Raw genomic sequence first — 24025 nt, forward strand, 5'->3', positions numbered from 1 at the left:
GGGTGTTCGCCCCTCGTCCGCGCCCCACGATCGGGCGACGGCGGCCGTCACGGTCAGCTCGCGGGGCCGCGCCGGGTGCGGCGGGTCGGCGTCGCCGTGGCCGGGTCCTCCGGCCACGGGTGCTTCGGGTAGCGCCCGCGCAGTTCCGCGCGGACCTGCCGGTAGCCGTTGCGCCAGAACGAATCGAGATCGGCCGTGACCGCCGCCGGGCGCCCGGCCGGCGAGAGCAGGTGCAGCACCACCGGCACCCGGCCGTCAGCGATGCGCGGCACGTCCTGCCAGCCGAAGACCTCCTGCAGCTTCACCGGCAGGGCGGGCCGGTCGCCCTGGTAGTCCACCTTGATCCGGGAGCCGGAGGGGACCTCGATCCGGTCCGGCGCGAGCTCGTCCAGGCGTCCCGCCGCGGACCACGGGATCAGCCGCCGCAGCGCGGCGCCCGCCGGGATCCGCAGGTCGGCCCGCCGCCGCGCGGCCGAGAGCTCCGGCTCCAGCCATTGGTCCACTATGGACAGAAGTGTTCCGTCGTCGGTGGCGGGCCAGGGATCGCCGAGGGCGGCGTGCAGGAACCCGAGCCGCAGCCGCAGCCGTCGCGCGTCGTCGTTCCAGGACAGCAGTTCCAGCCCCTCGGCGCGCAGGCCGGCCAGCAGCGCCTGCCGGACCCCGGCGGCGTCCGGGTCGCGGATCTGCCTGCTGCTCAAGATGATCGCGCCGAGCCGCTCGACGCGGACCGCCCGCACATCGCCGTCCGTCCAGCCGATCTCGTCGCTGGTCGTCACCAGCGCGGGCGCCGCGCTGCGAGCCAGCGCCTCGTCCGCGGGCGCGGCCAGCCGGACGACCCCGGAGGCGCTTCCCGGTGCCCGGTCCGCGACGGCCACCGCGAGCCATTCCGATTCGCGCAACCCCGAGTTGCCAGGCAACTCCACCGCCGTCCCGGACGCCATCAGGTACACCGCGGAGCCGGAACCCCGGCGCCTCGCCAACCTCTCGGGCTGCGCCAGCGCGACGACGAGCGCCGCATCGTCGCGCGCGGCGGTTCCGGGATGCGGCTGCACCGAACCGCGCAGCCTGCGGACCTCGCGCCGCCACCGATCGCTGCCCGGCGCGCCCCGGCGCAGCCGGGAAAGCGCCGTGGCGACGTCGATTTCGCTGGTCAGCGCATCGTTGTCGAGCAGGGCGACGACCTCGGTGGTGATGCCGGTGCCGGCCAGTTCGCGGCCGTCGAGCAGGGCCCGGGCCAGCCTCGGGTGCAGACCGAGCTCCGCCATCCGGCGGCCCCGGGCGGTGACCGCGTCGTCGTCCAGCGCGCCGAGCCCGCGCAGCACCTCGCGCCCTGCGGCCAGCGCACCGGCGGGCGGCTCGTCCCACCACGTCAGCGCCGACCCGTCCGGCGTTCCCCAGCACGCGAGCTCCAGGGCGAGCCGGGTCAGATCGGCCGTCCGGATCTCCGGTTCCGGGTACGCGGGTAGCGTGCTGTGCTCGTGCTCCGGCCAGCACCGGTACACCACGCCGGGCCCCTGCCGGCCGGCGCGGCCCGCCCGCTGGTCGGCGACCGCCGCCGACACCCGGACCGTGGCCAGCCCGGCCAGGCCGCGCCGGTTGTCCACCCGCGACACCCGGGACAGTCCCGAATCGACGACGGCGCGCACCCCGGGCACGGTCAGGCTCGACTCGGCGACCGCCGTGGCCAGCACCACGCGGCGCCGCTTCCCCACCCGCAGAGCCGAATCCTGCTGCGCGTGCGGCAGTCGTCCGTGCAGCGGCAGAACGTCCACATCGGACTCGCCCAGCTGGTTCGCGACGCGGCGGATCTCGCCGGCACCGGGCAGGAACGCCAGCACGTCGCCGTCCTGCTCGGCGAGGGCGGTGCGCACCGCCCGCGCCACGCACGCCTCGATCCGCTCCCCGCGCGTCGGCGGCAGGTACGAGGTCCGGACCGGATGGGTCCGCGCGTGCGCCTCCAGCACCGGTGCGCCGCCGAGCAGCTCCGCGGCCCGACCGGCCGCCACCGTGGCCGACGTCGCCAGCACCCGCAGGTCCGGGCGCAGCCCGTCCCGCGCGTCCAGCAGCAGCGCCAGCAGGAGGTCCGCGTCCAGGTGCCGCTCGTGGCATTCGTCGAGCATCACGACGTCGACGCCGCTCAGCTCGGGATCCGATTGCAGCCGCCGCACCAGCAGGCCGGAGGTCACCACCTCGACGACCGTCGCCGCGCCGCGACGGCGCTCGCCCCGCACCGAGTAGCCAACGCGCTGCCCGACCTCCTCGCCGAGCAGGCTCGCCATGCGCTCCGCCGCGGCCCGGGTCGCCAGTCGCCGCGGCTCCGCCACCACGACGCGAAACCCCTGCTCCGCCAACGCCAACGGCACGAGCGTCGTCTTCCCGGTGCCGGGCGGCGCCACCAGCACCGCCGTGCCGTGCTCCGCGAGAGCACAGGTGACGTCGTCGAGCACGGCACGCACGGGAAGATCGGGGAAGTCGAGCATAACGGCCCCATCTTGCCATCCCGGCCGCGCGGTTCGATTGACGCACAGAAGTTCGGCCGATACGTTGCCGGGAAAACCACCGCCGCCGAACGGGAATGGCACCTTGGGACGACTCGCCGACGCCGACAGCGCCGCCCGGAAGCAACGGCAGCTCGCCGGCGCACCGAACGCGGCGGATTTCTCCGAGGCACTGGCCCGGGGCCTGGCCGTGCTCGCGGCCTTCGACGGCGAGAACCGGCGGCTGACGCAGGCCGACCTGGCGCGCAAGCTCGACCTGTCCCGCGCGACCGTGCGGCGCGCCGTGCTGACCCTCGAACACCTCGGCTACCTCCGCGCCGAAGGACGCGCGTACGAACTCAGCCCGCGAATCCTGCGGCTCGCAGCCGGATACCTGACCTCGAACGTCACCGGCGCGCTCATGCAGCCGGTGTGCGACCGGATCTGCGCGCGGCTGCAGGAGGCGTGCTCCGTCGCCGTGCTCGACGGAGCGGACGCCGTCGTGATCGCCCGCGCGGTGCCGAACCAGCTGATCCAGGTGGGCAGCGGCATCGGTTTCCGGACTCCGGCGAACATCTCCTCCCTCGGCAAGGTCCTCCTCGCGCACCTGCCGGAGCAGGAGCGCCCCGGCGCGCTCGACGCGGCCGGGGCCCGGGCCGGTGCCCTCGACGGGATCGAGCGCGACGGGTACTGCTACGTCGCGAACGACGTGGAGCCGGGCGCCCATTCGATCGCCGTGCCCCTGCGCCGGTGGGACGGGCGGGTGATCGCGGCCCTGCACGTCGGGTGCAACATCGAGCGGATCTCACCCGAGACCATGCACGGTGACGTCCTGGCACTGCTGCGGGAGGCGGCCGACGAGCTGCACGCCCAGCTCATCTGAGCACCTCACCGTCAGCTGAGGCGATCGGCCATGAGCTCGCCCGCCATGATCGCCGCGAGGTTGGTGTTCGCGCGGGGAACCGTCGGGAAGATCGACGCGTCGACCACGCGGAGCCCCGCCACGCTCAGCACCCTGCAGCCGGGATCGACCACCGTCGCCGGATCCGACGGGCTTCCCATCCGGCACGTGCTGGTCGCGTGCTGCGCGTCGGCCGCCGTCGCGAGCAGGTAGTCGTCCAGCTCCGCGTCGTCGTCGACGGCCGCGAGCAGCGTCTCGTTGAGCCGGTCCGGCGAGAACGCCGTGATCGCCGCGACCTCGTCGCCGCGCACCAGCTCGACCAGGTGGCGGATGCCGCTGCGCAGCCGCGCCAGATCCCGCTCGTCGGAGAGCATGCGTTCGCGCACCTCCGGCTGCGCCGTCGGGTCGGTCGAGGTCAGGCCGACCGATCCGCGCGAGTAGACCTGGTTGTTCCACACGCCGAAGGACCCCGCGCCGAAGCGGACGTCGGCGATCTCCATCGCCAGCACGCTCTGGTTGGCCGCGATGACCATCATGTCGTCGGCCTGGGCCGCCGGGTGGTCGCTGGTGTAGCGGATGCAGACGTTCGTGTGCCGGTCGTCGGGCGTGCGCACCGCCGATTCCTCGTTCAGCGGGATGCCGACGAAGACCACCGGGTGGTCCTGCAGACCCTGGCCGACCGGCAGGTCCCGCAGCACGTCGATGTCCAGCGAGCGCAGGTGGGCGGCCGGGCCGATGCCGGATCGCAGCAGGATCGCCGGCGTGTGGATCGCACCGGCGCTCAGCACGACCTGGTCCGCGTGCTCGCGGCGCATCGTCCCGTCGACGAGGACCTCCACGCCGACCGCTCGCCCGCCGGACACGATGACCCGGTCCACGACGGCCTCGCCGCGGATCACGAGGCCGGGCAGCGCCCTGGCCGGTTCGAGGTAGGCGTCGTTGGTGGACACCCGTCGGCCGAGCCGCGAGTTGATCGGATACGGCGAAATCCCCGTCGCACCAGGGGCGTTCACATCGGCGGCCCACCCGTGCCCCGCCGCCAGCGCGGCCCGGTGCAGCGCCGCGTCCACCGCGCCCCACTCCGCCTCGGGCGTCCGGTAGACCGGGATCGGGCCGCCGCGCCCGTGGTACGGGGCGTCGCCGAACTCCTCGTCGTCCTCCAGCTTCGCGAAGTACGGCAGCACGTCCCGGGGAGCCCAGCCCTCGCACCCCGCGCGGGCCCAGTCCTCGAAGTCCGCCATCGGCGGGCGGATCGCGATCTGCCCGTTGATCGCCGAACTGCCGCCGACCCCGCGGCCGCGCCAGAACGGCTCCGGAGCCTGCTTCTCGGTCCGCGCCGCGGTGAGCCCCTGCCACACGAGGTGCCGCCCGGCGTCGGGATCCAGCAACGCGCGCATCGGGTTCGGCGACCGCCACACCTCCGGCATCTCGGCGGAGCGGTAGTCCGGGCCGGCCTCCAGGAGCAGCACCCGCCTCCCCCGCTCCGCGGCCCGGACCGCCAGGGCGGACCCCGCGGAACCGGCCCCGACCACGATCAGATCCCAGCCGCCCTCAGTCACCGTTCCTCCAAAAAGTTCGATTACCGCACACGTGTGCGCTATCGCGGAGACGGTACGACCACCCGGCCGGACGCCGCAACGGCTTTCCTCGCCGATGACCGGCCCGGATCGGGGCGCCGGTTCTTCAGGTGCGCTCCTCGATCACGTCCCCTCGCTCTCCCCTCTTTCCTGCGCCTTCGGGAAGAGAAGGTCCAGATGGGCCTCGACGCGCGGGCCGAGGAATCCCGCGCGCTCGGACTCGTCGAGGACCAGCGACTGCACGACGAGCCCGTCGATGACCGCGAGCAGCCCGGCCGCCGCCGCCACCGGGTCGGCGGCCGGGTTGAGCTCACCGCTCTCGCTCGCCCGCCGGAGGATCTGCGCGAACGCCTCGCGGAGCCCTTCGTCCACCTCCGCGGCGAAGCTCATGAGCGACGGCCGCGTGGTCGCCTCGGCGGAGAACGCCAGCCACACGCGGGCGTCGCGGCTGAGGCGCTCGTCGACCGGCAGCCAGAGGTCGATCAGCGCGCGCAGCACCGAGCGGGCGGGCCCGTCGAAGCCCACCGCCGCCGCGCGCCCCTCCACATCGCGGCAGATGTGGCGGAACGCCTCGACGATGAGCTGCTCCTTGCTCCGGAAGTAGTACTGGACCTGTGCGAGGGACACGCCCGCCGCGGCGGCCACCGCGCGCATGCTGACGGCCGGGATCCCACCCCCGTCGATCAGGTCGAGCACCGCGCCGATCAGGTGCGCTCGCCGCTCGGCGGCACGGCCCTCGACCGTCACCCCTGCCGGCCGCGCGCCGACCGGCCGATCATCATCGCGAGACCCACCACGATCTCGATGGCTCCCACCACGAGCAGGACGACCCCGACCTTGCTCGGCGAGACCACCGGCAGCTCGATCCCGCCCGTCGTCGCCCACAGCACGGCACCGATCAGCGCCAGGATCACGCCGCTGACGAGGGTCTTGCGCGCGGCACGAGCGCCGCTTTCGATCTTCTCAACATTGCCCATACGATCGTATTGTACAGACGTACTGTACGACCGTATAGGGCACCCCGGGCGGGCTCTTTCGATCGATTGCGGGACGCGGGTCACGACGAGGTGGCCGCTTAGCACGACGCAGGATCCGACGGCAAATCGCGCCCCGAAAATCCAGATCATGAAACGATGTCGGGTTCCTCGGCCGGCTGCTGCATCGTGGCGTCCGAAGGGCGCGCACGCATCGGATTCCCGCGCGCCGACACCGCGAAAGGCAAGACATGTCCGAGAACGACAACGCCCCCGACAACAACGACCTCGGGCTGCCGGAGAAGCCCGAGCAGAAGCGACGGGGCGTCCTGCTGGGCCTGGCCGCGCTGGTGGTGATCGCCGTCGTCGCGGTGGTCGTCGTGGTGCAGGGCGGCTCGACCGACACCGCGGCCGGCCGCACCAAGGTGCGCATCGGCGTGACCGACGCCAGCAAGTCGTACTGGAAGACCTACAAGGACCTCGCCGCCGCCCAGGGCATCGACCTCGAGACGGTCAACTTCAGCGACTACCACCAGGCCAACCCGGCGCTGTCGCAGAAGCAGATCGACGTGAACCTCTTCCAGCACCTGCTCTTCCTCGCCAACTACAACGCGTCCAATTCGGACACCCTCACCCCGATCGGCTCCACCTACGTCGTGCCGCTGAGCCTGTACTCCCGCAAGCACGCAGGCGTCGCCGACGTCCCGCAGGGCGGCACCGTCGCGATCCCGAACGACCCCACCAACCAGGCGCGGGCGCTGCTGGTCCTCCAGCAGGCCGGGCTGATCAAGCTCAGGGACGGCGGGACCGTGCTCGCCACCCCGGCCGACATCGACGCCGCGGCCTCGAAGGTGACCGTCACCCCGGTCGATGCCGCGCAGACCGTCGCGTCGCTGCCGTCGGTGGACGCGGCGATCATCAACAACAACTTCGCCCTCGACGCCGACCTCGACCCGAGCAAGGCGCTGTTCGGCGACGACCCCGACAGCCCGGCCGCCGCGCCCTACATCAACGCGTTCGTCGTCCGCGCCGAGGACCGGGACAACCCGACCTACCACAAGCTCGTCGAGATCTACCGGGACAAGCGCGTCTCCGGGCAGGCCGAGGCCGACTCGAAGGGCACGTCGGTGCTCGTCGACCGCCCGCAGGCCGAGCTGGAGGGCATCCTGGCCGACCTCACGCAGACCGTGAAGGCCGCCAAGTGAGCACGGGATCCCCGCTCATCGAGTTCCGCGGCGTCGGCAAGACCTTCGGCGCCGGCGACCGCGCGGTCACCGCGCTGGCGGACGTCGACCTGACCATCGACGCCGGCGAGGTGTTCGCGATCATCGGCTACTCCGGGGCGGGCAAGAGCACCCTGGTCCGGCTGATCAACGCGCTGGAGCCGGTCAGCGCCGGGCGGGTCGTCGTGGGCGGCACCGACATCACCGGTCTGCCCGAGCGGCGGCTGCGCGAGGTCCGGCTCGGCATCGGCATGATCTTCCAGCAGTTCAACCTGCTCCGCTCGCGCACCGTGTTCGGCAACGTGGCCTATCCGCTGAAGATCGCGGGCTGGGACAAGCGGCGGCGCGAGGAGCGGGTCGCGGAGCTGCTGCGGTTCGTCGGCATCGCCGACAAGGCCTGGCACTACCCCGACCAGCTCTCCGGCGGGCAGAAGCAGCGGGTCGGCATCGCCCGGGCGCTGGCGACCAACCCGGAGATCCTGCTCGCCGACGAGTCCACCAGCGCGCTCGACCCGGAGACCACCGGCGAGGTGCTGCGGCTGCTCAAGCGGGTCAACACCGAGCTCGGGGTGACCATCGTGGTGATCACCCACGAGATGGAGGTGGTCCGGGAGATCGCCGACCGGGTGGCGGTGCTCGACGCCGGGCGCGTCGTCGAGCAGGGCAGCGTGGTGGACGTGTTCTCCGCGCCCAAGACCGCGATCACCCGCCGGTTCGTCGAGACCGTGCTGCACGACCAGCCCGACGGCGAGAACCTCGCCAGGCTGCGCGCCCGGCACGACGGCCGGCTGGTGACCGCGAGCATCCGCGACGACCGGCGGATCGGCGCCGTGCTGTCCAACGCACTGGGCAGGCACGGCGTCCGGTTCGAGATCGTCTACGGCGGGATCAAGGAGCTCGGCGGCGAGTCGCTGGGCAGGCTGACGCTGGAGCTCAACGGCGCGGCCGACGGCGTCGACGCGCTGATCGCCGAGCTCCGCGAGATCACCGAGGTGCAGGAGCTGGTGGCGTGAACATCGACTGGGCGACGATCGGGCCGGTGCTGCTCACCTCGATCGGCCAGACCATCTGGATGGTGCTGGCCACGATGCTGATCGGCGGTTTCCTCGGCCTGGTGCTCGGCATCCTGCTCTACACCACGCGGGCGGGCGGGATCCTCGCCAACCGCTTCGTGTTCGTGGTGCTGAACGTGCTGGTGAACATCATCAGGCCGATCCCGTTCATCATCTTCATCACGGCGATCGGCCCGCTGACGATCCAGGTCGTCGGCACCACCCTGGGCACCACCGCGGCCACGTTCGCGCTGACCGTGGCGGCCACGTTCGGCATCTCGCGGATCGTCGAGCAGAACCTGGTGACCATCGACCCCGGGGTCATCGAGGCGGCCCGCGCGATGGGGGCGAGCCCGCTGCGGATCATCGTGGGCCTGCTGGTGCCGGAGGCGCTCGGGCCGCTGATCCTCGGCTACACCTTCGTGTTCGTCGCGGTCGTCGACATGACGGCCGTCGCGGGCGCGGTCGGCGGCGGCGGGCTCGGGGACTTCGCCATCACCTACGGCTACCAGCGCTTCGAGTGGGGCATCACCGCGATCGCGGTGCTGATCATCATCGTGCTGGTGCAGGCGGCCCAGTACCTGGGCAACCTGCTGTCCCGCAAGGCGCTGCGCGGCTGATCAGCCCGGTGAGCGCCCGTTCCGGCGGGCGCTCACCGGCGCGTCGGTGTCCAGGCGCTCCGCGATGAGGTCCAGCAGCGAGTCCACCTCGGCCCGGTCGTAGCCGGTGCCCGGCTCGGGCTGCGCGCGGAACACGACGGATTGCACGTCGCGCGAGGTCAGCGTGTCGGCGCCGCGCAGGGTGTCGACGACGCGGGCCAGGAAGTCATCGACCTCGTCCTCGTCGTAACCGTGCTCGTTGCCGGCGGAACCGTGCAGCACCACGCTGCCGATCGCCTCCGGGGTGAGCTGGGGCGCCCCGGCCGCCAGCGCGCGCGGGAAGGCGCGGGCGATCGACATCCCCTGCGCGGGGACGGATTGCGGCCGCTGCCGCGGGGTCATGTTCTTGATCATCGTGGAGACCATGACGAGGAAGGCGAAGACACTGGCCTCCTGGTAGCCCGGCCGGCCCGGCCCCGGCGGGTTGAACCGGGCGCCCAGCACGTCCTGCGCGGTCAGCGTGTCGGCACCGCGGAGGGTGGCCTCGACGCGGTCCATGAACGCATCGACCTCGGCCTTGTCCAGCACGTTCTGCTGCGCCGCCGAACTGCTGAACACCTCGACGCGCCCCGGCTGCACGGCCTCGCGGCGCCGGGGCACCCGCTCCACGGCCGGGGCCGCGCGCCGGACCACGGTCTTCTCCTCGCTCACCGCGCCGCTCCGCTTCCCGCGGCGCTCGGATTCCCGCACCTCGCGCTTCATCAGGGTGAGCGCGATCTGGTCCAGGAACTCGGCGACCTGGGCCTTCTTGTATGCCCGGCCGGGCCTACCCGGGCTGAACCGCGCCGTGAGCACGTCGCGCGCGGTCACCAGCCGCTTCCCGCGCAGCGTCGCCTCGACGCGTTCGAGGAATTCGTCCACCTCACGCTCGTCGAAGCCGCGGTCGCGCCGCCAGCTCCTGGCGAAAGCAACGTTGCGCACGTCGTCGGGGGTGAGCATCCTCGGGCCTCCAGGGCATGTGCCGCCAACTTCCGGACGCTTGCCCGGCGGGTTGACCGCCCGAGCCCCCGACCGCCCGTTCTGCGCGAACAGCTTGCCCGGGGCGGCGCGCGAGATCAACCCTTCCGGGCACCCTCGAAATGGGGCGTTCGTCGCACGCTGCGCCGAGCACCCGGTCGACTGCGGACAGTGGCCCCGGTGGCTGCGCCCGAACGGTCCAACCAGCTTGGTCGTCCACTGAGGACAACGAGCGTGGTGGCCCGCGCCGGGCCCGCGCGCCAGGATGGGAAGCACCGAACGCGCGAACACCGGAGGACTCCATGACCGACAACCCCGGCGAGCAGCCGAAGATCCAGCGATCGCCCAAGCGGGTGCGCACCTACCTCGGCGGGCGGCTCGTCGCGGACTCCAGGCGCCCGATGCTCGTGTGGGAGCACCCCTACTACCCGACCTACTACCTGCCGGCCGATGACGTCCAGGCGCAGCTGCGCCCGACCGGCGGCACGCGCCGCGTCGACCTGCTGGGCGACGGAGACGTCCACGACGTGCTGGTCGACGGAGCTTCCGCAGAGGGCGCCGCCGTCCGGTTCCCGGACTCCTCCCCCGCCCAGGGCCTGGTGCGGATCGACTGGGACGCCATGGACGAGTGGTTCGAGGAGGACGAGCCCGTCTACGTCCACCCGCGCGACCCGTACAAGCGGGTCGACATCCTGGCCGGCTCGCGGCACGTCGTCGTGCGCGTCGGCGGCGTCGTGGTGGCCGACTCGCGGCGCCCGCAGATCCTCTTCGAGACCGGCCTGCCGCCGCGCTACTACCTCCCGCTGGCCGATGTCCGGATGGACCTGCTGCGACCGTCGGACCGGCGGACCCAGTGCCCCTACAAGGGGACCGCGTCGTACTGGCACGTGGTGGTCGACGGCACCGAGCACGCCGACATCGTCTGGGCCTACCGCACGCCGCTGCCGGAGAGCCAGAAGATCGCCGGCCTCGCCTGCTTCTACGACGAGCGGGTGGAGGTCACCATCGACGGCGAGGTCCAGGAGAAGCCGCACACGCCGTTCTCCTGACCCACGTCGACCGTCCACCGTGGACGATCGGCAAAATCGCTTTCGCCCCGGCCGGGCGGAATGCGAAGATCACCCCATGCCCGCATCCCGCCGCGAACTGCTGCGCTGGCAGTTCGACCTGACCTGGTCGCTGTTCGAGTTCCACCTGGAACGGCTGAGCCCCGAGGACTTCCGCTGGGAGCCCGCGAAGCACTGCTGGACGATGCGCCGGGGCGAGGACGGGGCGTGGGTGCCGGACTGGGCCGACGCCGAACCCGATCCCATCCCGGTGCCCACCATCGGCTGGATCACCTGGCACATCGGCTGGTGGTGGAGCGTGACCATCGACCACGCGCGGGGCGTGCCGCCGCGCGACCGGACCGAGGTCGAGTGGCCCGGCGCCGGGCAGCCGGCCATCGACTGGCTGCGCGGGCTGCGCGCGGACTGGCTCGCCGTGCTGGACGAGTTCACCGACGCCGATCTGGACGCCGTCGCGTCGTTCCCCTGGCAGAACGACCCCGAGATGACCGTGGCGCACACGGTCGGCTGGGTCAACGCGGAGCTGATGAAGAACGCCGCCGAGATCGGCCAGCTCCGCCTGGTGCGCGCCGCGTCGTGACCGGGACGTCAGCCGAGCCGGGGCAGGACCTCGGCCGCCAGGCGCTCGGTCTGCTCGGCGTGGTCGAACATCGGGCTGAGCAGGATGCGCTGCGCGCCGGCGGCCGCGACCGCGCGTAGCTCCCGCTCGCAATCCTCCGGGGTGCCAACCACTGCGGCGGCCTCGATGGTTTCGGAGCGGCGGCCGTAGAGGCGCTCCAGCTCGGTGTTCATCCGCTCCCGACCGCGCTCCGGCGAGTCGTCGACCGCGATGTAGACGCGCTTGGCGATCGGGAAGCCGGCCGGGTCCCGCTCCTGCTCGGCGAGCGCGGCCGCCACGGTCCGGACCTGGTCGGCGAACCGCTCGGTGGGCGACGACCCGGCGCCGAAGAAGCCGTTGCCGTGGCGGACCGCGCGCCGCAGCGCCGCCGGGCTGTTGCCGCCGAACCAGATCGGCGGATGCGGCTTCTGGAACGGCTTGGGCTCCATCGCGGCGTCTTCGAGCTGCCAGAACCGGCCGTCGAAGGTCACCCGCGGCCGCGTCCACAGCTGCTTCATCAGCTCCAGGCCCTCGGTGAACCGGCCGACGAAACGCTCCGGCTCGACGCCGAACGCGGCGAACATCCGGCCGCGGCCGCCCGTCCCGACGCCGATCTCCAGCCGCCCCCGGGACATCTGGTCCAGCGTGCTCAGGCTCTTCGCGAGGTGCACCGGGTTGTGCAGGGTGGTCACCAGCACGGCGCAGCCCAGCCGCAGCCGGTCGGTGCAGGCCGCCGCGAAGGTCATCGTCTCGATCGGGCTCAGCTGCGGCATGGTGCCCAGCACCTGCTCCTGGGTCCACGCGCTGTCGAAGCCGAGTTCCTCGACCCGCCTCAGGTAACCGGCGAAGCCGGCGGCGTCGAACTCGCCGTCTGCGAAGAACTGCGGGATCGAGATCGCGAACCTCATGCGGTGATCGTAGCCCCCGTTCAGCGGGGCGCGATGCCGTTGAGGAGCTCGCCGAGGAGGACGTCGAGCGCGGCGTCCGAGCCCTCTTCCGGGACCATGCCGCTGGCCGCCAGGCTGGCGAAGCCGTGCAGCCCGGCGAACACCGACAGGCCGATGCCCTCGGTCCCGCCGGCGTGCACGTCGCCGCTGCGCTGGCCGTCCACGATGACCGCGAGCATCGACGTGCCCAGCCGGTGGCCCGCCGCGATCAGCTCATCGGAGGCGTCCGGAGCGTGCTTCCGGACGAACATCAGCTCGAGCAGTTCCGCGTCGTGCACGGCGAAGCGGACGTAGGCCCGGGCCAGCGCGGTCAGCCTGCGGCGGAACGGTCCCTCGGTGGCCGCGGCCGCGTCGAGCTCGGCGGTCAGGCGCTCGAACCCGCGCAGTGCGAGCGCGTTCAGCAGCGCCCTCTTGTCCTTGAAGTGCCGTCGCGGCGCGGCGTGGCTGACGCCGATGTCCCGCGCGAGTTCCCGCAGGGACAGGGCGTCGACCCCGCGCGTGCGCAGCGCGGTGGTGGCGGAGTCCAGCAACGCGGCGCGAAGGTCCCCGTGGTGATAACGACCTCCAGCCATGACCGGCAGCCTACCGTGGATGTTGACACCGGCAGCATTGTTGTCATTGTCAACTTTGTTGTCGGTGACTACATTGGCGGCCATGCCTGCTTGGAACATCGATCGGATCCCCGACCTGACCGGCCGCACCGCGATCATCACCGGCGCCAACAGCGGCCTGGGCGTCCACACGGCCCGCGCGCTGACCAGGGCCGGCGCGCACGTGGTGCTCGCCGTCCGAGACGTCACCAAGGGCGCGGCGGCGGCGGCCGCGCTCCCCGGCAGCCACGAGGTCCGCCGCCTCGACCTCGCCGACCTCGCCTCGGTGCGGGAGTTCGCCGACTCATGGGACGGAGACGTCGACCTGCTGATCAACAACGCCGGTGTGATGATCCCGCCGGAGGGACGCACCAAGGACGGCTTCGAGACGCAGTTCGGCACCAACCACCTCGGCCACTTCGCGCTCACGAACCTGCTGCTCCCGCGCGTCACCGACCGCGTGGTGACCGTGGCCTCCACGGCGCACCGGTACGTCCGGGGCATCAACTTCGACAACCCGAACTTCACCGGCGCCTACGACTCGCGGCGCGCCTACGGCCAGTCGAAGCTGGCGAACCTGCTGTTCGTGCTGGAGCTGCAGCGGCGGCTCACCGAGGCCGGCTCGTCCGTGCGGGCACTCGCCGCGCACCCCGGCTACGCGGCCACGAACCTGCAGAGCCATTCCCCGAGCCCGGTGCTGCGCCTGCTCATGCGCGCCGGCAACCGGGTCGTCGCGCAGGACGCGAAGGCGGGCGCGCTGCCGACGCTCTACGCCGCGACCCAGGACCTGCCCGGCGCGAGCTACCTCGGCCCGGACGGCCTGTTCGAGGTGCGCGGCGGTCCGACGCTGGTGAGCCGGTCGGCCGCGGCCAGCGACTCGGCGGCGGCGAAGAAGCTGTGGACGCTGTCCGAGGAACTGACCGGAACCGGCTTCCCCCTCGCCAAGACGAGCTGAAAGCAGCTGGGCCACTGCGGACGGATCCACAGTGGCCCAGCTGGTCGACTGCCGTCAGCCGAAGTTCGCGGACTCATCGGCCAGCCGGACCAGCAGCGGCGCCGGCTCCCAGCCGTCGTCGTGGAACTTCCGCAGTGCGGCCAGCACGTTCGCCGTGCCCACGGTGTTCGCGTAGTGCATCGGGCCGCCGCGGTGCCGGGGGAATCCGTAGCCCGCCAGGTACACCACGTCGATGTCCGAGGCGCGCAGCGCGATTCCCTCGTCGAGGATCCGCGCGCCCTCGTCCACCAGCGCGAAGACCAGGCGCTGCACGATCTCCTCCGCCTCGAAGCTGCGGCGCTGGGTGCCGTGCTTCTCGTGGTACGACGTCAGCAGCTCATCGACGACCGGGCTCGGGATCGCATCCCGGCTCCCGGACTTGTAGTCGTACCAACCCGCCCCGGTCTTCTGGCCGAACCGTCCCAGCTCGCACAGCGCGTCGGAGATCTCGTCGCGCGGCGAGTCGGGGTGCTCCGCGTAGCGGCGCTTGCGGATCGCCCAGCTGATGTCGTTGCCCGCCAGGTCGCCCATCCGGAACGGGCCCATCGCGAAGCCGAAGCCCTCGATCGCCGAGTCGACCTCGGCCGGCGACGCCCCGGCGCGCAGCAGCGCCATCGCGGCGTCCCGGTACTCGGCCAGCATCCGGTTGCCGATGAAGCCGTCGCACACCCCGGACACCACGGCGGTCTTGCCGACCCGCTGCCCCACCGACATCGCCGTGACCAGCACGTCGTCGGCGGTCTCGGCGCCGCGCACGACCTCCAGCAGCTTCATGACGTTGGCGGGGCTGAAGAAGTGCATGCCCACCACGTCGCCGGGCCGCCCGGTGACCGCGGCGATCGCGTCGACGTCGAGGGTCGAGGTGTTCGACGCCAGGATCGCGCCGGGCTTGGCCGCCGCGTCCAGCTTGGTGAACACCTCGCGCTTGACGCCCATGTCCTCGAAGACCGCTTCGATGACCAGGTCACTGTCGGACACGTCGGCGTAGTCGAGGCTCGGCGTCAGCAACGCCATCCGCCGTTCGAGCACCTCCGCCGCGAGCTTCCCCTTGTCCACCTGGGCCTGGTAGTTCCGGCGGATGATGCCCAACCCGCGGTCGAGCGCCTCCTGGCCGGTTTCCACGATGACGACCGGGATGCCCGCGTTGAGGAAGTTCATCGCGATCCCGCCGCCCATGGTGCCGGCGCCGATGACGGACACCTTCTCGACCGAGCGCGGCTGCGTCTCGCGCGGCACATCGGGGATCTTGCGGGCGGCCCGCTCGGCGAAGAACGCGTGCCGCAGCGCGGCGGACTGCGTGCCGCCCATCAGCTCCAGGAACGTGCGGCGCTCTTCGGCCAGCGCCTCGTCGAACGGCGCGGTCCCCGACAGCTCCACCAGCTTGAGGGCGGCCAGCGGCGCCTCGAACCCGCGACTGCGGCGGCGCAGCGGCTCGCGCATCGCGCTGACCTCGTCCACGCCGCCGACGGCGAGGTCGCGGACCCTCGGCAGCGGCCGCACCGCGGCGATCTCGCGGGCGAACGCCGTCGCGGCCGCCACCACGTCGCCGTCCACGACCCGGTCGAGCAACCGCTGGCCTTCGACGCCCGCGAGCGCCTTGGCGGTACGCGACTTGCCTCCGGTGATCATCTCGGCCGCCACCGCCGGGCCCACCGCGCGCGGCAGCCGCTGGGTGCCGCCGGCACCGGGGACGAGCCCTAGCGTCACCTCCGGGAGCCCGAGCTTGCTGGCGGCCGTGGCGACCCGGTAGTGCGCGCCCAGCGCGAGCTCCAGCCCGCCGCCGAAGCAGGTGCCGTCGATGGCCGCCACGACCGGTTTGCCTGCGGCGTCCAGCGCGGCGATGACGTCCACGAGCGTCGGCTCCGCCGCGGACTTGGGCGTCCCGAACTCGGTGATGTCGGCGCCCGCCGAGAAGAAGCCCGGACGGCCGGTCAGCACGACGGCTTCGACGTCGGCGGATTCCAGGGCCCGGCCCAGATCCCGCACGATCCCCTCGCGCACGGCGTGTCCGAGCCCGTTGACCGGTGGGTTCTCGATTCGGATGATCGCGACGGGACCGTCGAGGGCGTACTCGGTGGACATGCAGCAGACCCGCTTTCTGGTAGTGCGTCGTTCTCTTCGGCTCAACGGCCCTGGAATTCGGCCGCGCGCCGCTCCACGAAGGACTGGATGCCCTCCCGGAAGTCCTCGGTTGCGAACACCTTCTCACGAATTCGCGGGATTTCGGCGATCGCTGCCCGCTCCGCCGCATCGACGAAGGTCAGCGCCGCCTCCTTGGTCGCCCGGATGCCCAGCGGCGCGTTCCGGCAGATCAGCTTCGCCAGCTCGATCGCGCGGTCGACGTGCTCGCCGAACGGCACGACCTCCTGTACGAACCCGATCTGCAGGGCGCGCTGCGCGTCGAACTCCTCGCACAGGAACAGGTGGTACATCGCGTTGCCCCAGCCGGTCCTGGTCAGGTACCGGAAGTGCGCGCCGCCCAGCGGCGCGATGCCCCGCTTGGCCTCGATCTGCCCGAACCGGGCGGTGTCCGCGGCGACCACGATGTCCGCGGCCAGCATCAGCTCGATCCCGACGGTGTAGGTGATGCCCTGCACCGCCGCCACGACCGGTTTCCGGCACCGGCGGCCGAGCCCGAACGGGTCGACCTGGTCCTCCCGGCGCGGCTTCGCCGTGGCGTTCGGCCCGAAGAACTTCGGCATGTCCAGCCCGGCCGTGGTGTGCTCGCCCGCCGAGCAGAACACCGCCGCCCAGAGCTCGTCATCGTCGTCGAACGCCGTGAGGTGCGCGCTCAGCTGCTCCATCATGGCCGGCGTGTAGGAGTTCTTCTTCGCCTCGTTGGCCACGGTGATGATCGCGACCCGACCATCGATCCGCATCGTGACCTCGCCGGGCTCGGCTTCCGCGCTCATCCGGTCCTCCGCTCGGAGTCAGTCCTCTAGAACAACTGACCGGGAACGTAGCAACGTCCGTCCAGTAGGACAACCCACTACGATCGGCGGCATGAAGCGGACTTCGCTGGCGAACTGGCCCTGCTCCATCGCCCGGACCATGGACCTGATCGGCGACTGGTGGACCCCGCTCGTGCTGCGCGAGGCGTTCGCCGGGATCCGGCGGTTCGACGACTTCCAGGAGTCCCTGGGCCTGGCCCGCAACACCCTCAACGCCCGGCTGCAGCGGCTGGTCGAGGAGGGCCTGCTCGACCGCGTGCGCTACCAGCAGCGGCCCGACCGGTACGAATACGTCCTCACCGAGAAGGGCGAGGACTTCTACCCGGTGCTCGCGGCCATCATGGCCTGGGGCGACCGCTGGCTGGCGGGCGAGTCCGGGCCGCCGGTGATCACCCGCCACACCTGCGGGCAGGCCACCCGCGGCGTCGTCGTCTGCGAGCACTGCGCACAACCGCTCACGGCCGGTTCCGTCACCAAGGAGCTCGGCCCCGGGTTCCCCGCCCGCCTCGCCGACCGCGAGGACGTCCGGGCGCGCTTCGGCGCGCGACCGGAGTGACTCCTCGCCAAACCGATTCAGCGCGGTTCAGCGAAGTCCGGATGTGATGTATACGTAGACCTCGGACGGCTGTCCGGACGGGTTCCGGGGCCTTACGCTGTCCACGTCACACATCGCTGGCCCCCGCGGCGCACCCGGCAAGCACTGCACGGCAGCGTGTGAACGTCGATCAAGACAGGAGTTGCAACTTGAGCGAGCCGACGTACTACGCCCCCGAGGGCGGCCTGCCGTCGCAGAGCACTCTGCTGACCGACCGGGCCGTGGTGAAGGAGGCGTACACCGTCATCCCTCGTGGCGTGCTGCGGGACATCGTCACCAGCAACCTGCCCGGGTGGATCAACACCCGCGCGTGGATCCTCGCCAAGCCGATCGCCGGGTTCGCCACCACGTTCGCGCAGTACATCGTCGAGGTCGCGCCCGGCGGCGGCAGCACCGAGCCGGAGCCGGAGAGCGGCGTCGAGTCGGTGCTGTTCCTGCTCACCGGCACGCTGAACGTCGTCATCGAGGGCGAGAAGCACGTCCTCACGGCAGGCGGGTACGCCTACCTCCCGGCGGGCGGCAGCTGGTCGGTGGCCAACGAGTCCGACGCGGTCGCGACCTTCCAGTGGGTGCGCAAGGCCTACGAGCCGGTGGCGGGCTACCCGACGCCCCAGGCGTTCGCGGTGCAGGAGCAGGACGTCGAGCCGACGCCGATGCCCGACACCAACGGCGCTTGGGCGACGACCCGGTTCGTCGACCCGAACGACATGTCGCACGACATGCACGTCAACATCGTGACGTTCGAGCCCGGTGCCGTGATCCCGTTCGCCGAGACGCACGTGATGGAGCACGGGCTCTACGTCCTGGAGGGCAAGGCGGTGTACCGCCTCAACGACGACTGGGTCGAGGTCGAGGCCGGCGACTTCATGTGGCTGCGAGCCTTCTGCCCGCAGGCCTGCTACGCGGGCGGCCCGGGCAAGTTCCGCTACCTGCTGTACAAGGACGTCAACCGGCAGATCAAGCTGACCTGACGTCGGCGACGAGCAGCGATGGCCCGGCGGGTTCCGCCGGGCCACGCTCGTCCCACTGGTGCTCCGCCCGGGGGCAGGGGTAGAACGAGGGTGTCGGTCCTCGCGCGCTCGCGCGGGAATGCTGCACGGGAGGCACCCGTGACGTCGAACCAACAATCGCCTGGATACCTGCCGATCGCCGATCACGGGTTGATCGGCGACCTGCGCAGCGTCGCCCTGGTGGGCACCAACGGCACGATCGACTGGTACTGCTGCGGGCGCTTCGACGGGCCGAGCGTGTTCGCCTCGATCCTCGACGCCGAGCAGGGCGGCTCCTTCGAGCTCGCCGCCGACGTGCCCGCGCGGACCAAGCAGTTCTACTTCCCGGACACCAACGTGCTGATCACCCGGTTCTTCGCCGAGGACGGCGTCGGCGAGATCCAGGACTTCATGCCGATCGTGGACGACTCGCGCGAGGCGGGCCGGCACCGGCTGATCCGCCGGGTGGTGTGCGTGCGGGGCTCGCTGCCGTTCCGGGCCCGGGTGGCGCCGCGGTTCGACTACGCGACGCGGCCGCACGCCCTGCGCATCGAAGGCTGCCAGGCGATCTTCGAATCGGAAGAGCTGTCCCTGGCGTTGACGGCCAGCGTGCCGGTCGAGCCCGACGGATCGGACGTGTGGTCGGCGTTCAAGCTGCACGAGGGCGAGGTCGCGGTGTTCGCCCTCGACCGGGTCGGCGGTGACGTGACCCCGCGGGAGTGCCCGCTGGCCGAAGCCGAGCACGAGTTCGCCGCCACCGTGCGGTTCTGGCGGAACTGGCTGTCGGCGTCGCGCTACCGCGGCCGGTGGCGCGAGATGGTGCACCGCTCCGCGCTGACGCTGAAGCTGCTCACCTACGCGCCGACCGGCGCGATCGTGGCCGCGCCGACGACGAGCCTGCCGGAGAGCGTCGGGGGCGCGCGGAACTGGGACTACCGCTACGTGTGGATCCGGGACGCGGCGTTCTGCGTGTACGCGCTGCTGCGGCTGGGGTTCACCGCGGAGGCCGAGGCGTTCATGGGTTTCCTGTCCGAGCACGTCGATCTCCGCCGCTGCGACTCGCAGGGCCCGCTGCAGATCATGTACGGCATCGACGGGCGCAAAGAGCTGCCGGAACGCGAATTCGACCACCTCAGCGGCTACCTGGGCTCCGCCCCGGTACGCGTCGGCAACGCCGCCGTCGACCAGTTCCAGCTGGACATCTACGGTGCGCTGATCGACTCGATCTACCTCTACGACAAGTGGGGCGAGCCGATCTCCAGCGACCGCTGGGACGAGGTGGTCGACGTGGTGGACTGGCTCTGCGACAACTGGGACCGCCCCGACGAGGGCATCTGGGAGACCCGCGGCGGCCGCAAGAACTACCTGTACTCGCGGCTGATGTGCTGGGTGGCGATCGAACGCGCCATGCGGCTGGCCAACCACCGGGGCCTGCCCGCCGACATCCCGCGGTGGCGGCGCTCCCGCGACGAGATCTACCGGCAGATCATGAAGCGCGGCTGGTCGGAGAAGCGGCGCGCGTTCGTCCAGCACGAGGACGACGACGTGCTCGACGCGGCGGTGCTGATGATGCCGCTGGCCAAGTTCGTCTCGCCGACGGACCCGAAGTGGCTGTCCACGCTCGACGCGCTGGGCGAGCACCTGGTGTCGGACTCGCTGGTCTACCGCTACGACCCGCTGGCCAGCCCGGACGGCCTGCCGGGCACCGAGGGCACGTTCTCGATCTGCTCGTTCTGGTACGTCGAGGCGCTGACCCGCGCGGGCCGCCTCGAAGAGGCCCGGCTGGCGTTCGAGAAGATGCTCACCTACGCCAACCACCTGGGCCTCTACGCCGAGGAGATCGGCCACACCGGCGAGCAGCTGGGCAACTTCCCGCAGGCCTTCACCCACCTCGCGCTGATCAGCTCGGCGTTCAACCTCGACCGGGCGCTCGGCTGACGACCGCTCGGGAACGCGCAGCGCAGAAGCCCGAACGAAACGAGCGGTTAAGAAACAGGTGAATAAACAGTTAAGTCACTCGATGTGATCACACGGTTGCGGGCAGCATCCATTAGGTGGGCCATCCACTGCAAACCGTGCACGTTGCGTATCAACCACTGGTGAACATTCGGCTGGGCGGGATCGTGGCCATCGAGGTCCTGCCCCGTTCGGCCGACCGGCCCCCGCGGCCGAACAACCCCGATGCGCAGTTCGCCCCGGTCGACCAGGACTTGCGGCTGATCGTGCGCGCGATTCGGGCGGCTGCCGACCGCCGGGTCTGGCTCCCGCTGCACCTCACCATCCAGGCCCGGACCGTCGTAAGCGATCCCAGCGCGCTCATGGACGTGCGTCGCGCACTGTGGTCGGCCGGCCGCCAAGAGCACGAGGTCACCCTCGAGATCCGCCCACCGCTGGGCCAGCTCGACCCGGACCGGCTGCTCGCCCAGGTGGACGAACTGCGCGACTGCGGGTTCCGGATCGCGCTGGGCGGTGTTGGCGTGGACTCCCTTCCCCCGACATTGGTGACCGACCTGCGGCCGGACCTGCTCAAGATCGCGCCGGGCGTGCTGCGCGGATTCCCGGAGAGGCACGGTCGGCTCGCCATCCTCGAATCCATCCGGCACTTGGCCGAGGCCGCGGGCTCGACGCTGGTGGTGGACGGCGTCGACCACCAGCAGCAGTTCGAGGCGGTGCACCGCCTCGGCATCCGGCTCATGCAAGGCACGCTGCTCGCTCCCGCATCCGAGAAGCCACCGGAGACGACCCAGATTTCAGTACCGGTGCGGGAGATCCCAGGGGTGCCGAACAGGGAGACCACGACGGTCGCCGCCGGACCGCTGGCCACCGAATTTCTCTCGCCCGCCACCGCGCTCCCGGCCGACGCGCTGGCGGACGAGGCGCGGCGAACCTTCGCCGAACGCCCCGAGATCAGCGGCATCGTGCTGGTCGACGAGGACCAGCGGCCGCAGCAGACCCTTGACCGCAACCGGTTCCTGCTGGCTGTGACGGGTCCGTACGGGCACGCGCTGCACGCCCACAAGCCGGCGTCCCGGCTGGCCGACAAGCCCCGGATCGTCACCACCTCCACCACCGCTGCGGAAACCCTGCGACTGGTCACCTCGTCCGATCCGAACCGCGTCTACGACGACGCCGTGGTGGTCGACGAGGCGGGCCGGTGCCTGGGCGTGGTCCGGGCCAGCGATCTGGTTCGCGGCGTCACCGACCAGAAGGTCGAGGAAGCCGCCGCACTCCACCCGCTGACCAGGCTCCCCGGCAGCGATCGCGTCGCCGACGAGATCCGCCGGCACCTCGACAAGGGCGACGAGTTCGTCGTGGGATGGCTTGACGTCGACTCGTTCAAGGCCATCAACGACCGCGCCGGAGTCGCCGCAGGCGACGAGCTGATCCGGGCGATCGGCCGCAGCCTCACCGATGCGGCCACCTCGCTGGATTCGGTGCAGGTCGCGCATGTCGGCGGCGACGACTTCTTGGTGGCTTGCGCACCCGTGCACCTGGACGCGCTCGCCGCGGCACTGCTGGACCCACCACGCACCGTCGACGACACTCCGGTCACCCTGTCCCTCGCCACACTGGCGATCGACGGCCGTGGCGCGGCGAGCTACGAGGAGATCGCGCAACGCCTGGCACCGTTGAAACGGTTCGCGAAGGAGCTGCGCGGCCCGAGCTGGGTGATGTCGCGACCGGGGACCGAGCGCATCGAAATCCTGCGCGGCCGCACCGAGAATCCCGCCGCCCCGCCCCGGTCCGAAACTCCGACCGCCGCGCCGGACGACGCCCTGACCTGGCTGCGCCGGTCGAGCCAGCGCTTCACCGACCTGCTGGCCGTCGCCCCGGTCGGCATCGGACTGTTCGACCAGTCCGAGCGGCTCGTCGACGCCAACGAGGCGCTCTGCCGACTGCTCGGCTACCGCCTGGACCAGCTGCGCGGGTGCACCGCCGACGAGCTGGGCCATCCGCAGGACCAAACCCGGTCGCCGCGTTCCGGCAAGGGCGTGCTCGGGCCGAACGCGAACCCGAAGGTCCTGCAGCGGACGCTGTTGCGCTCGGACGGCCTGCCGGTGTCCTGCGAGCTGCACACCGGCCTTTCCGTTCAGGACGACGGGTCGCAGTTCTGGCTGGTCGTCTTCCAGGACATCACCGAACGGCGCCGGCAGGCCGAGGCGCTGCATCACCAGGCCACCCACGACGACCTCACCGGCCTGCCCAACCGGGCTGCGGTCAAGGACCTGCTCGCCGATTACCTCGCGGGCCCGGACCGCGAACGCACCGCGGTGCTGTTCTGCGACATCGACAAGTTCAAACGCGTGAACGATTCGCTCGGCCACGACGCGGGCGACGAGCTGCTGGTCGCATTGGCCCGGATCTTGGAAAGCGGCGTGCCGCCGGAGTGCACCGTCGTGCGCCTCTCCGGCGACGAGTTCGTGATCGTCTGCTCGGACATAACCGCGGTCGACGGGCTGGACGCGCTGAGCGCCCGGGTCTCCGCGCTCCTGCGCACCACGGTCCCGGTGCGGGGCCAGCTCATCCGCGTTTCGGCGTCGGTCGGTGCCGCGCGGGCCGATCAGCCCGACAGCACGGCGGACGACCTGCTGAGATTCGCCGACGCGGCCATGTTCGAGGCCAAGCGGCGCGGTCCGGGCAAGGTCTCGCTGGCCAGTCCCACCTTGATCGCATCCGCCGACGAGCAGCTGCACATGGAGGGCCAGCTGCGGGACGCCTTGGCGCACGACGAACTTGAGCTGCACTACCAGCCGGTGGTCGCCGCCGACGGCTCGATCGTGGGGGCCGAAGCGCTGGTGCGCTGGCCCCACCCGGACCACGGGCTGCTCGCACCGGGCGCGTTCCTGCCCATCGCCGAGCAAGGCGACCTGCTGCGCAAGCTGGACCGCTGGGTGTTGCGCACCGCCTTGCGCGAAGCGGCCGGGTGGCCGAACGCCGGCGGCGGGCACGCTCGGGTGGCCGTGAACCTGGCCGGGCTGGTACCCGGCGATCCACGTTTCGTCACCGCGGTCTCCGATGCGCTGGACGAATCCGGCATCGACCCCGACCGGGTCGTCCTGGAGCTCGTCGAAACCGCGCTGGTCGACCTGCCCGCGCAGGCCCGGTCGGCGATGCACGCGCTCGCCGACCGGGGAGTCAGCTTCGCCGTCGACGACTTCGGCACCGGCTATTCGTCACTGGCCCGCCTCAAGGAGCTGCCCGCCCAGATCATCAAGGTCGACCGCCGGTTCATCGCGGGCATCGGCGGCGACCCCGCCGACTTCGCCGTCGCCCGAGCCGTGGTGGACATGTCCCGCGCGATGGGCCGCCACTGCATCGCGGAGGGCGTGGAAACCGCCACCCAGTTCCACATCCTGAAAGGACTGGGCATCGACGGCTACCAGGGCTGGCTGTTCTCCCACCCCGTCGGACCGCGTGAACTCCACGCCATGCTCGGAACGACCAAACTGCGCGTTCCCGAAGCGCAGTAGCGA

Annotated in this window: 20 protein-coding genes; 11 read left to right on the forward strand and 9 right to left on the reverse strand. The window is 71.5% G+C overall.

The window, feature by feature from the left end:
- Positions 1 to 53: 53 nt before the first annotated feature.
- Complete coding sequence (gene hrpB, locus ACWEV3_RS21730; RefSeq protein WP_452615642.1) at positions 54 to 2480, reverse strand: ATP-dependent helicase HrpB; 2427 nt, start codon at positions 2478 to 2480, stop codon at positions 54 to 56.
- A gap of 103 nt (positions 2481 to 2583) precedes the next feature.
- On the opposite strand from hrpB, the gene ACWEV3_RS21735 reads away from it, so the two are divergent.
- The gene (locus tag ACWEV3_RS21735) at positions 2584 to 3360 is read left to right on the forward strand and encodes an IclR family transcriptional regulator domain-containing protein (protein ID WP_452615643.1); all 777 of its coding nucleotides are present in this window, start codon (positions 2584 to 2586) and stop codon (positions 3358 to 3360) included.
- 11 nt (positions 3361 to 3371) lie between these two features.
- Here ACWEV3_RS21735 and ACWEV3_RS21740 read toward each other — a convergent pair whose 3' ends face one another.
- From ACWEV3_RS21740 to ACWEV3_RS21750, 3 genes are all read right to left on the reverse strand, one after another.
- Positions 3372 to 4937 carry a GMC family oxidoreductase gene (locus tag ACWEV3_RS21740; protein ID WP_452615644.1) on the reverse strand — a complete coding sequence of 522 codons (1566 nt, stop codon included), beginning with the start codon at positions 4935 to 4937 and terminating at the stop codon, positions 3372 to 3374.
- A 141-nt stretch (positions 4938 to 5078) separates the two neighbouring features.
- On the reverse strand, positions 5079 to 5702 hold the full coding sequence (locus ACWEV3_RS21745; protein WP_452615645.1) for a TetR/AcrR family transcriptional regulator: 624 nt from the start codon (positions 5700 to 5702) through the stop codon (positions 5079 to 5081).
- Positions 5699 to 5932, reverse strand: coding sequence for a DUF5708 family protein (locus tag ACWEV3_RS21750; RefSeq protein WP_452615646.1), 234 nt, complete (start codon positions 5930 to 5932; stop codon positions 5699 to 5701). The genes ACWEV3_RS21745 and ACWEV3_RS21750 overlap by 4 nt, the downstream gene beginning before the upstream one ends.
- A gap of 248 nt (positions 5933 to 6180) precedes the next feature.
- Here ACWEV3_RS21750 and ACWEV3_RS21755 point away from each other — a divergent pair, with 248 nt between their 5' ends.
- From ACWEV3_RS21755 to ACWEV3_RS21765, 3 genes are read left to right on the forward strand one after another with little or no spacing between them, the layout of a single operon-like run.
- On the forward strand, positions 6181 to 7134 hold the full coding sequence (locus ACWEV3_RS21755; RefSeq protein WP_452615647.1) for a MetQ/NlpA family ABC transporter substrate-binding protein: 954 nt from the start codon (positions 6181 to 6183) through the stop codon (positions 7132 to 7134).
- A complete protein-coding gene (locus ACWEV3_RS21760; protein WP_452615648.1) occupies positions 7131 to 8165 on the forward strand; it encodes a methionine ABC transporter ATP-binding protein in 1035 nt (344 codons plus the stop codon). Before ACWEV3_RS21755 ends, ACWEV3_RS21760 begins: the two co-directional genes overlap by 4 nt.
- On the forward strand, positions 8162 to 8824 hold the full coding sequence (locus ACWEV3_RS21765) for a methionine ABC transporter permease (protein WP_132480038.1): 663 nt from the start codon (positions 8162 to 8164) through the stop codon (positions 8822 to 8824). Before ACWEV3_RS21760 ends, ACWEV3_RS21765 begins: the two co-directional genes overlap by 4 nt.
- Here the strand turns inward: ACWEV3_RS21765 and ACWEV3_RS21770 are convergent, their stop codons facing one another.
- Positions 8825 to 9802, reverse strand: coding sequence for a DivIVA domain-containing protein (locus ACWEV3_RS21770; protein WP_452615649.1), 978 nt, complete (start codon positions 9800 to 9802; stop codon positions 8825 to 8827). It abuts the gene before it with no gap.
- 320 nt (positions 9803 to 10122) lie between these two features.
- Here ACWEV3_RS21770 and ACWEV3_RS21775 point away from each other — a divergent pair, with 320 nt between their 5' ends.
- Both ACWEV3_RS21775 and ACWEV3_RS21780 read left to right on the forward strand, forming a co-directional pair.
- Positions 10123 to 10869, forward strand: a complete 747-nt coding sequence (locus tag ACWEV3_RS21775; RefSeq protein ID WP_452615650.1) for a DUF427 domain-containing protein — start codon at positions 10123 to 10125, stop codon at positions 10867 to 10869.
- Positions 10870 to 10945: 76 nt separating this feature from the next.
- Positions 10946 to 11467, forward strand: coding sequence for a DinB family protein (locus ACWEV3_RS21780; protein WP_452615651.1), 522 nt, complete (start codon positions 10946 to 10948; stop codon positions 11465 to 11467).
- Between the two features lie 8 nt (positions 11468 to 11475).
- On the opposite strand, the gene ACWEV3_RS21785 is transcribed toward ACWEV3_RS21780, so the two are convergent.
- On the reverse strand, positions 11476 to 12393 hold the full coding sequence (locus tag ACWEV3_RS21785; protein WP_452615652.1) for an LLM class flavin-dependent oxidoreductase: 918 nt from the start codon (positions 12391 to 12393) through the stop codon (positions 11476 to 11478).
- Positions 12394 to 12413: 20 nt separating this feature from the next.
- Positions 12414 to 13004 carry a TetR/AcrR family transcriptional regulator gene (locus tag ACWEV3_RS21790; RefSeq protein ID WP_452615653.1) on the reverse strand — a complete coding sequence of 197 codons (591 nt, stop codon included), beginning with the start codon at positions 13002 to 13004 and terminating at the stop codon, positions 12414 to 12416.
- Between the two features lie 82 nt (positions 13005 to 13086).
- Between ACWEV3_RS21790 and ACWEV3_RS21795 the strand changes: the two genes are divergently transcribed.
- Positions 13087 to 13977 (forward strand): oxidoreductase, encoded by an 891-nt coding sequence (locus tag ACWEV3_RS21795; protein ID WP_452615654.1) that lies wholly within the window; start codon positions 13087 to 13089, stop codon positions 13975 to 13977.
- A gap of 54 nt (positions 13978 to 14031) precedes the next feature.
- On the opposite strand, the gene ACWEV3_RS21800 is transcribed toward ACWEV3_RS21795, so the two are convergent.
- Together ACWEV3_RS21800 and ACWEV3_RS21805 are read right to left on the reverse strand one after the other, a co-directional pair.
- Positions 14032 to 16098, reverse strand: a complete 2067-nt coding sequence (locus tag ACWEV3_RS21800; protein WP_452615655.1) for a 3-hydroxyacyl-CoA dehydrogenase NAD-binding domain-containing protein — start codon at positions 16096 to 16098, stop codon at positions 14032 to 14034.
- A gap of 41 nt (positions 16099 to 16139) precedes the next feature.
- Positions 16140 to 16928, reverse strand: coding sequence for a crotonase/enoyl-CoA hydratase family protein (locus tag ACWEV3_RS21805; RefSeq protein WP_452615656.1), 789 nt, complete (start codon positions 16926 to 16928; stop codon positions 16140 to 16142).
- Positions 16929 to 17019: 91 nt separating this feature from the next.
- Here ACWEV3_RS21805 and ACWEV3_RS21810 point away from each other — a divergent pair, with 91 nt between their 5' ends.
- From ACWEV3_RS21810 to ACWEV3_RS21825, 4 genes are all read left to right on the forward strand, one after another.
- Positions 17020 to 17523 carry a winged helix-turn-helix transcriptional regulator gene (locus tag ACWEV3_RS21810; RefSeq protein ID WP_452615657.1) on the forward strand — a complete coding sequence of 168 codons (504 nt, stop codon included), beginning with the start codon at positions 17020 to 17022 and terminating at the stop codon, positions 17521 to 17523.
- Between the two features lie 188 nt (positions 17524 to 17711).
- Positions 17712 to 18533: a bifunctional allantoicase/(S)-ureidoglycine aminohydrolase gene (locus tag ACWEV3_RS21815; RefSeq protein ID WP_452615658.1), complete on the forward strand. Its 822-nt coding sequence runs from the start codon at positions 17712 to 17714 to the stop codon at positions 18531 to 18533.
- 138 nt (positions 18534 to 18671) lie between these two features.
- Entirely contained in the window at positions 18672 to 20489 is a 1818-nt protein-coding gene (locus ACWEV3_RS21820; RefSeq protein WP_452615659.1) for a glycoside hydrolase family 15 protein, read from the forward strand.
- Positions 20490 to 20605: 116 nt separating this feature from the next.
- Positions 20606 to 24022, forward strand: a complete 3417-nt coding sequence (locus tag ACWEV3_RS21825) for an EAL domain-containing protein (protein ID WP_452615660.1) — start codon at positions 20606 to 20608, stop codon at positions 24020 to 24022.
- The last annotated feature ends 3 nt before the right edge of the window (positions 24023 to 24025 follow it).

This window comes from Saccharopolyspora sp. NPDC003752, assembly GCF_053605825.1.

Coding starts and splice junctions, on each gene's coding strand:
- hrpB (WP_452615642.1), bottom strand. CDS start 2,480: ATGCTCGACTTCCCCGATCTTCCCGTGCGTGCCGTGCTCGACGACGTC.
- ACWEV3_RS21750 (WP_452615646.1), bottom strand. CDS start 5,932: ATGGGCAATGTTGAGAAGATCGAAAGCGGCGCTCGTGCCGCGCGCAAG.
- ACWEV3_RS21755 (WP_452615647.1), top strand. CDS start 6,181: ATGTCCGAGAACGACAACGCCCCCGACAACAACGACCTCGGGCTGCCG.
- ACWEV3_RS21770 (WP_452615649.1), bottom strand. CDS start 9,802: ATGCTCACCCCCGACGACGTGCGCAACGTTGCTTTCGCCAGGAGCTGG.
- ACWEV3_RS21775 (WP_452615650.1), top strand. CDS start 10,123: ATGACCGACAACCCCGGCGAGCAGCCGAAGATCCAGCGATCGCCCAAG.
- ACWEV3_RS21780 (WP_452615651.1), top strand. CDS start 10,946: ATGCCCGCATCCCGCCGCGAACTGCTGCGCTGGCAGTTCGACCTGACC.
- ACWEV3_RS21785 (WP_452615652.1), bottom strand. CDS start 12,393: ATGAGGTTCGCGATCTCGATCCCGCAGTTCTTCGCAGACGGCGAGTTC.
- ACWEV3_RS21790 (WP_452615653.1), bottom strand. CDS start 13,004: ATGGCTGGAGGTCGTTATCACCACGGGGACCTTCGCGCCGCGTTGCTG.
- ACWEV3_RS21795 (WP_452615654.1), top strand. CDS start 13,087: ATGCCTGCTTGGAACATCGATCGGATCCCCGACCTGACCGGCCGCACC.
- ACWEV3_RS21800 (WP_452615655.1), bottom strand. CDS start 16,098: ATGTCCACCGAGTACGCCCTCGACGGTCCCGTCGCGATCATCCGAATC.
- ACWEV3_RS21805 (WP_452615656.1), bottom strand. CDS start 16,928: ATGAGCGCGGAAGCCGAGCCCGGCGAGGTCACGATGCGGATCGATGGT.
- ACWEV3_RS21810 (WP_452615657.1), top strand. CDS start 17,020: ATGAAGCGGACTTCGCTGGCGAACTGGCCCTGCTCCATCGCCCGGACC.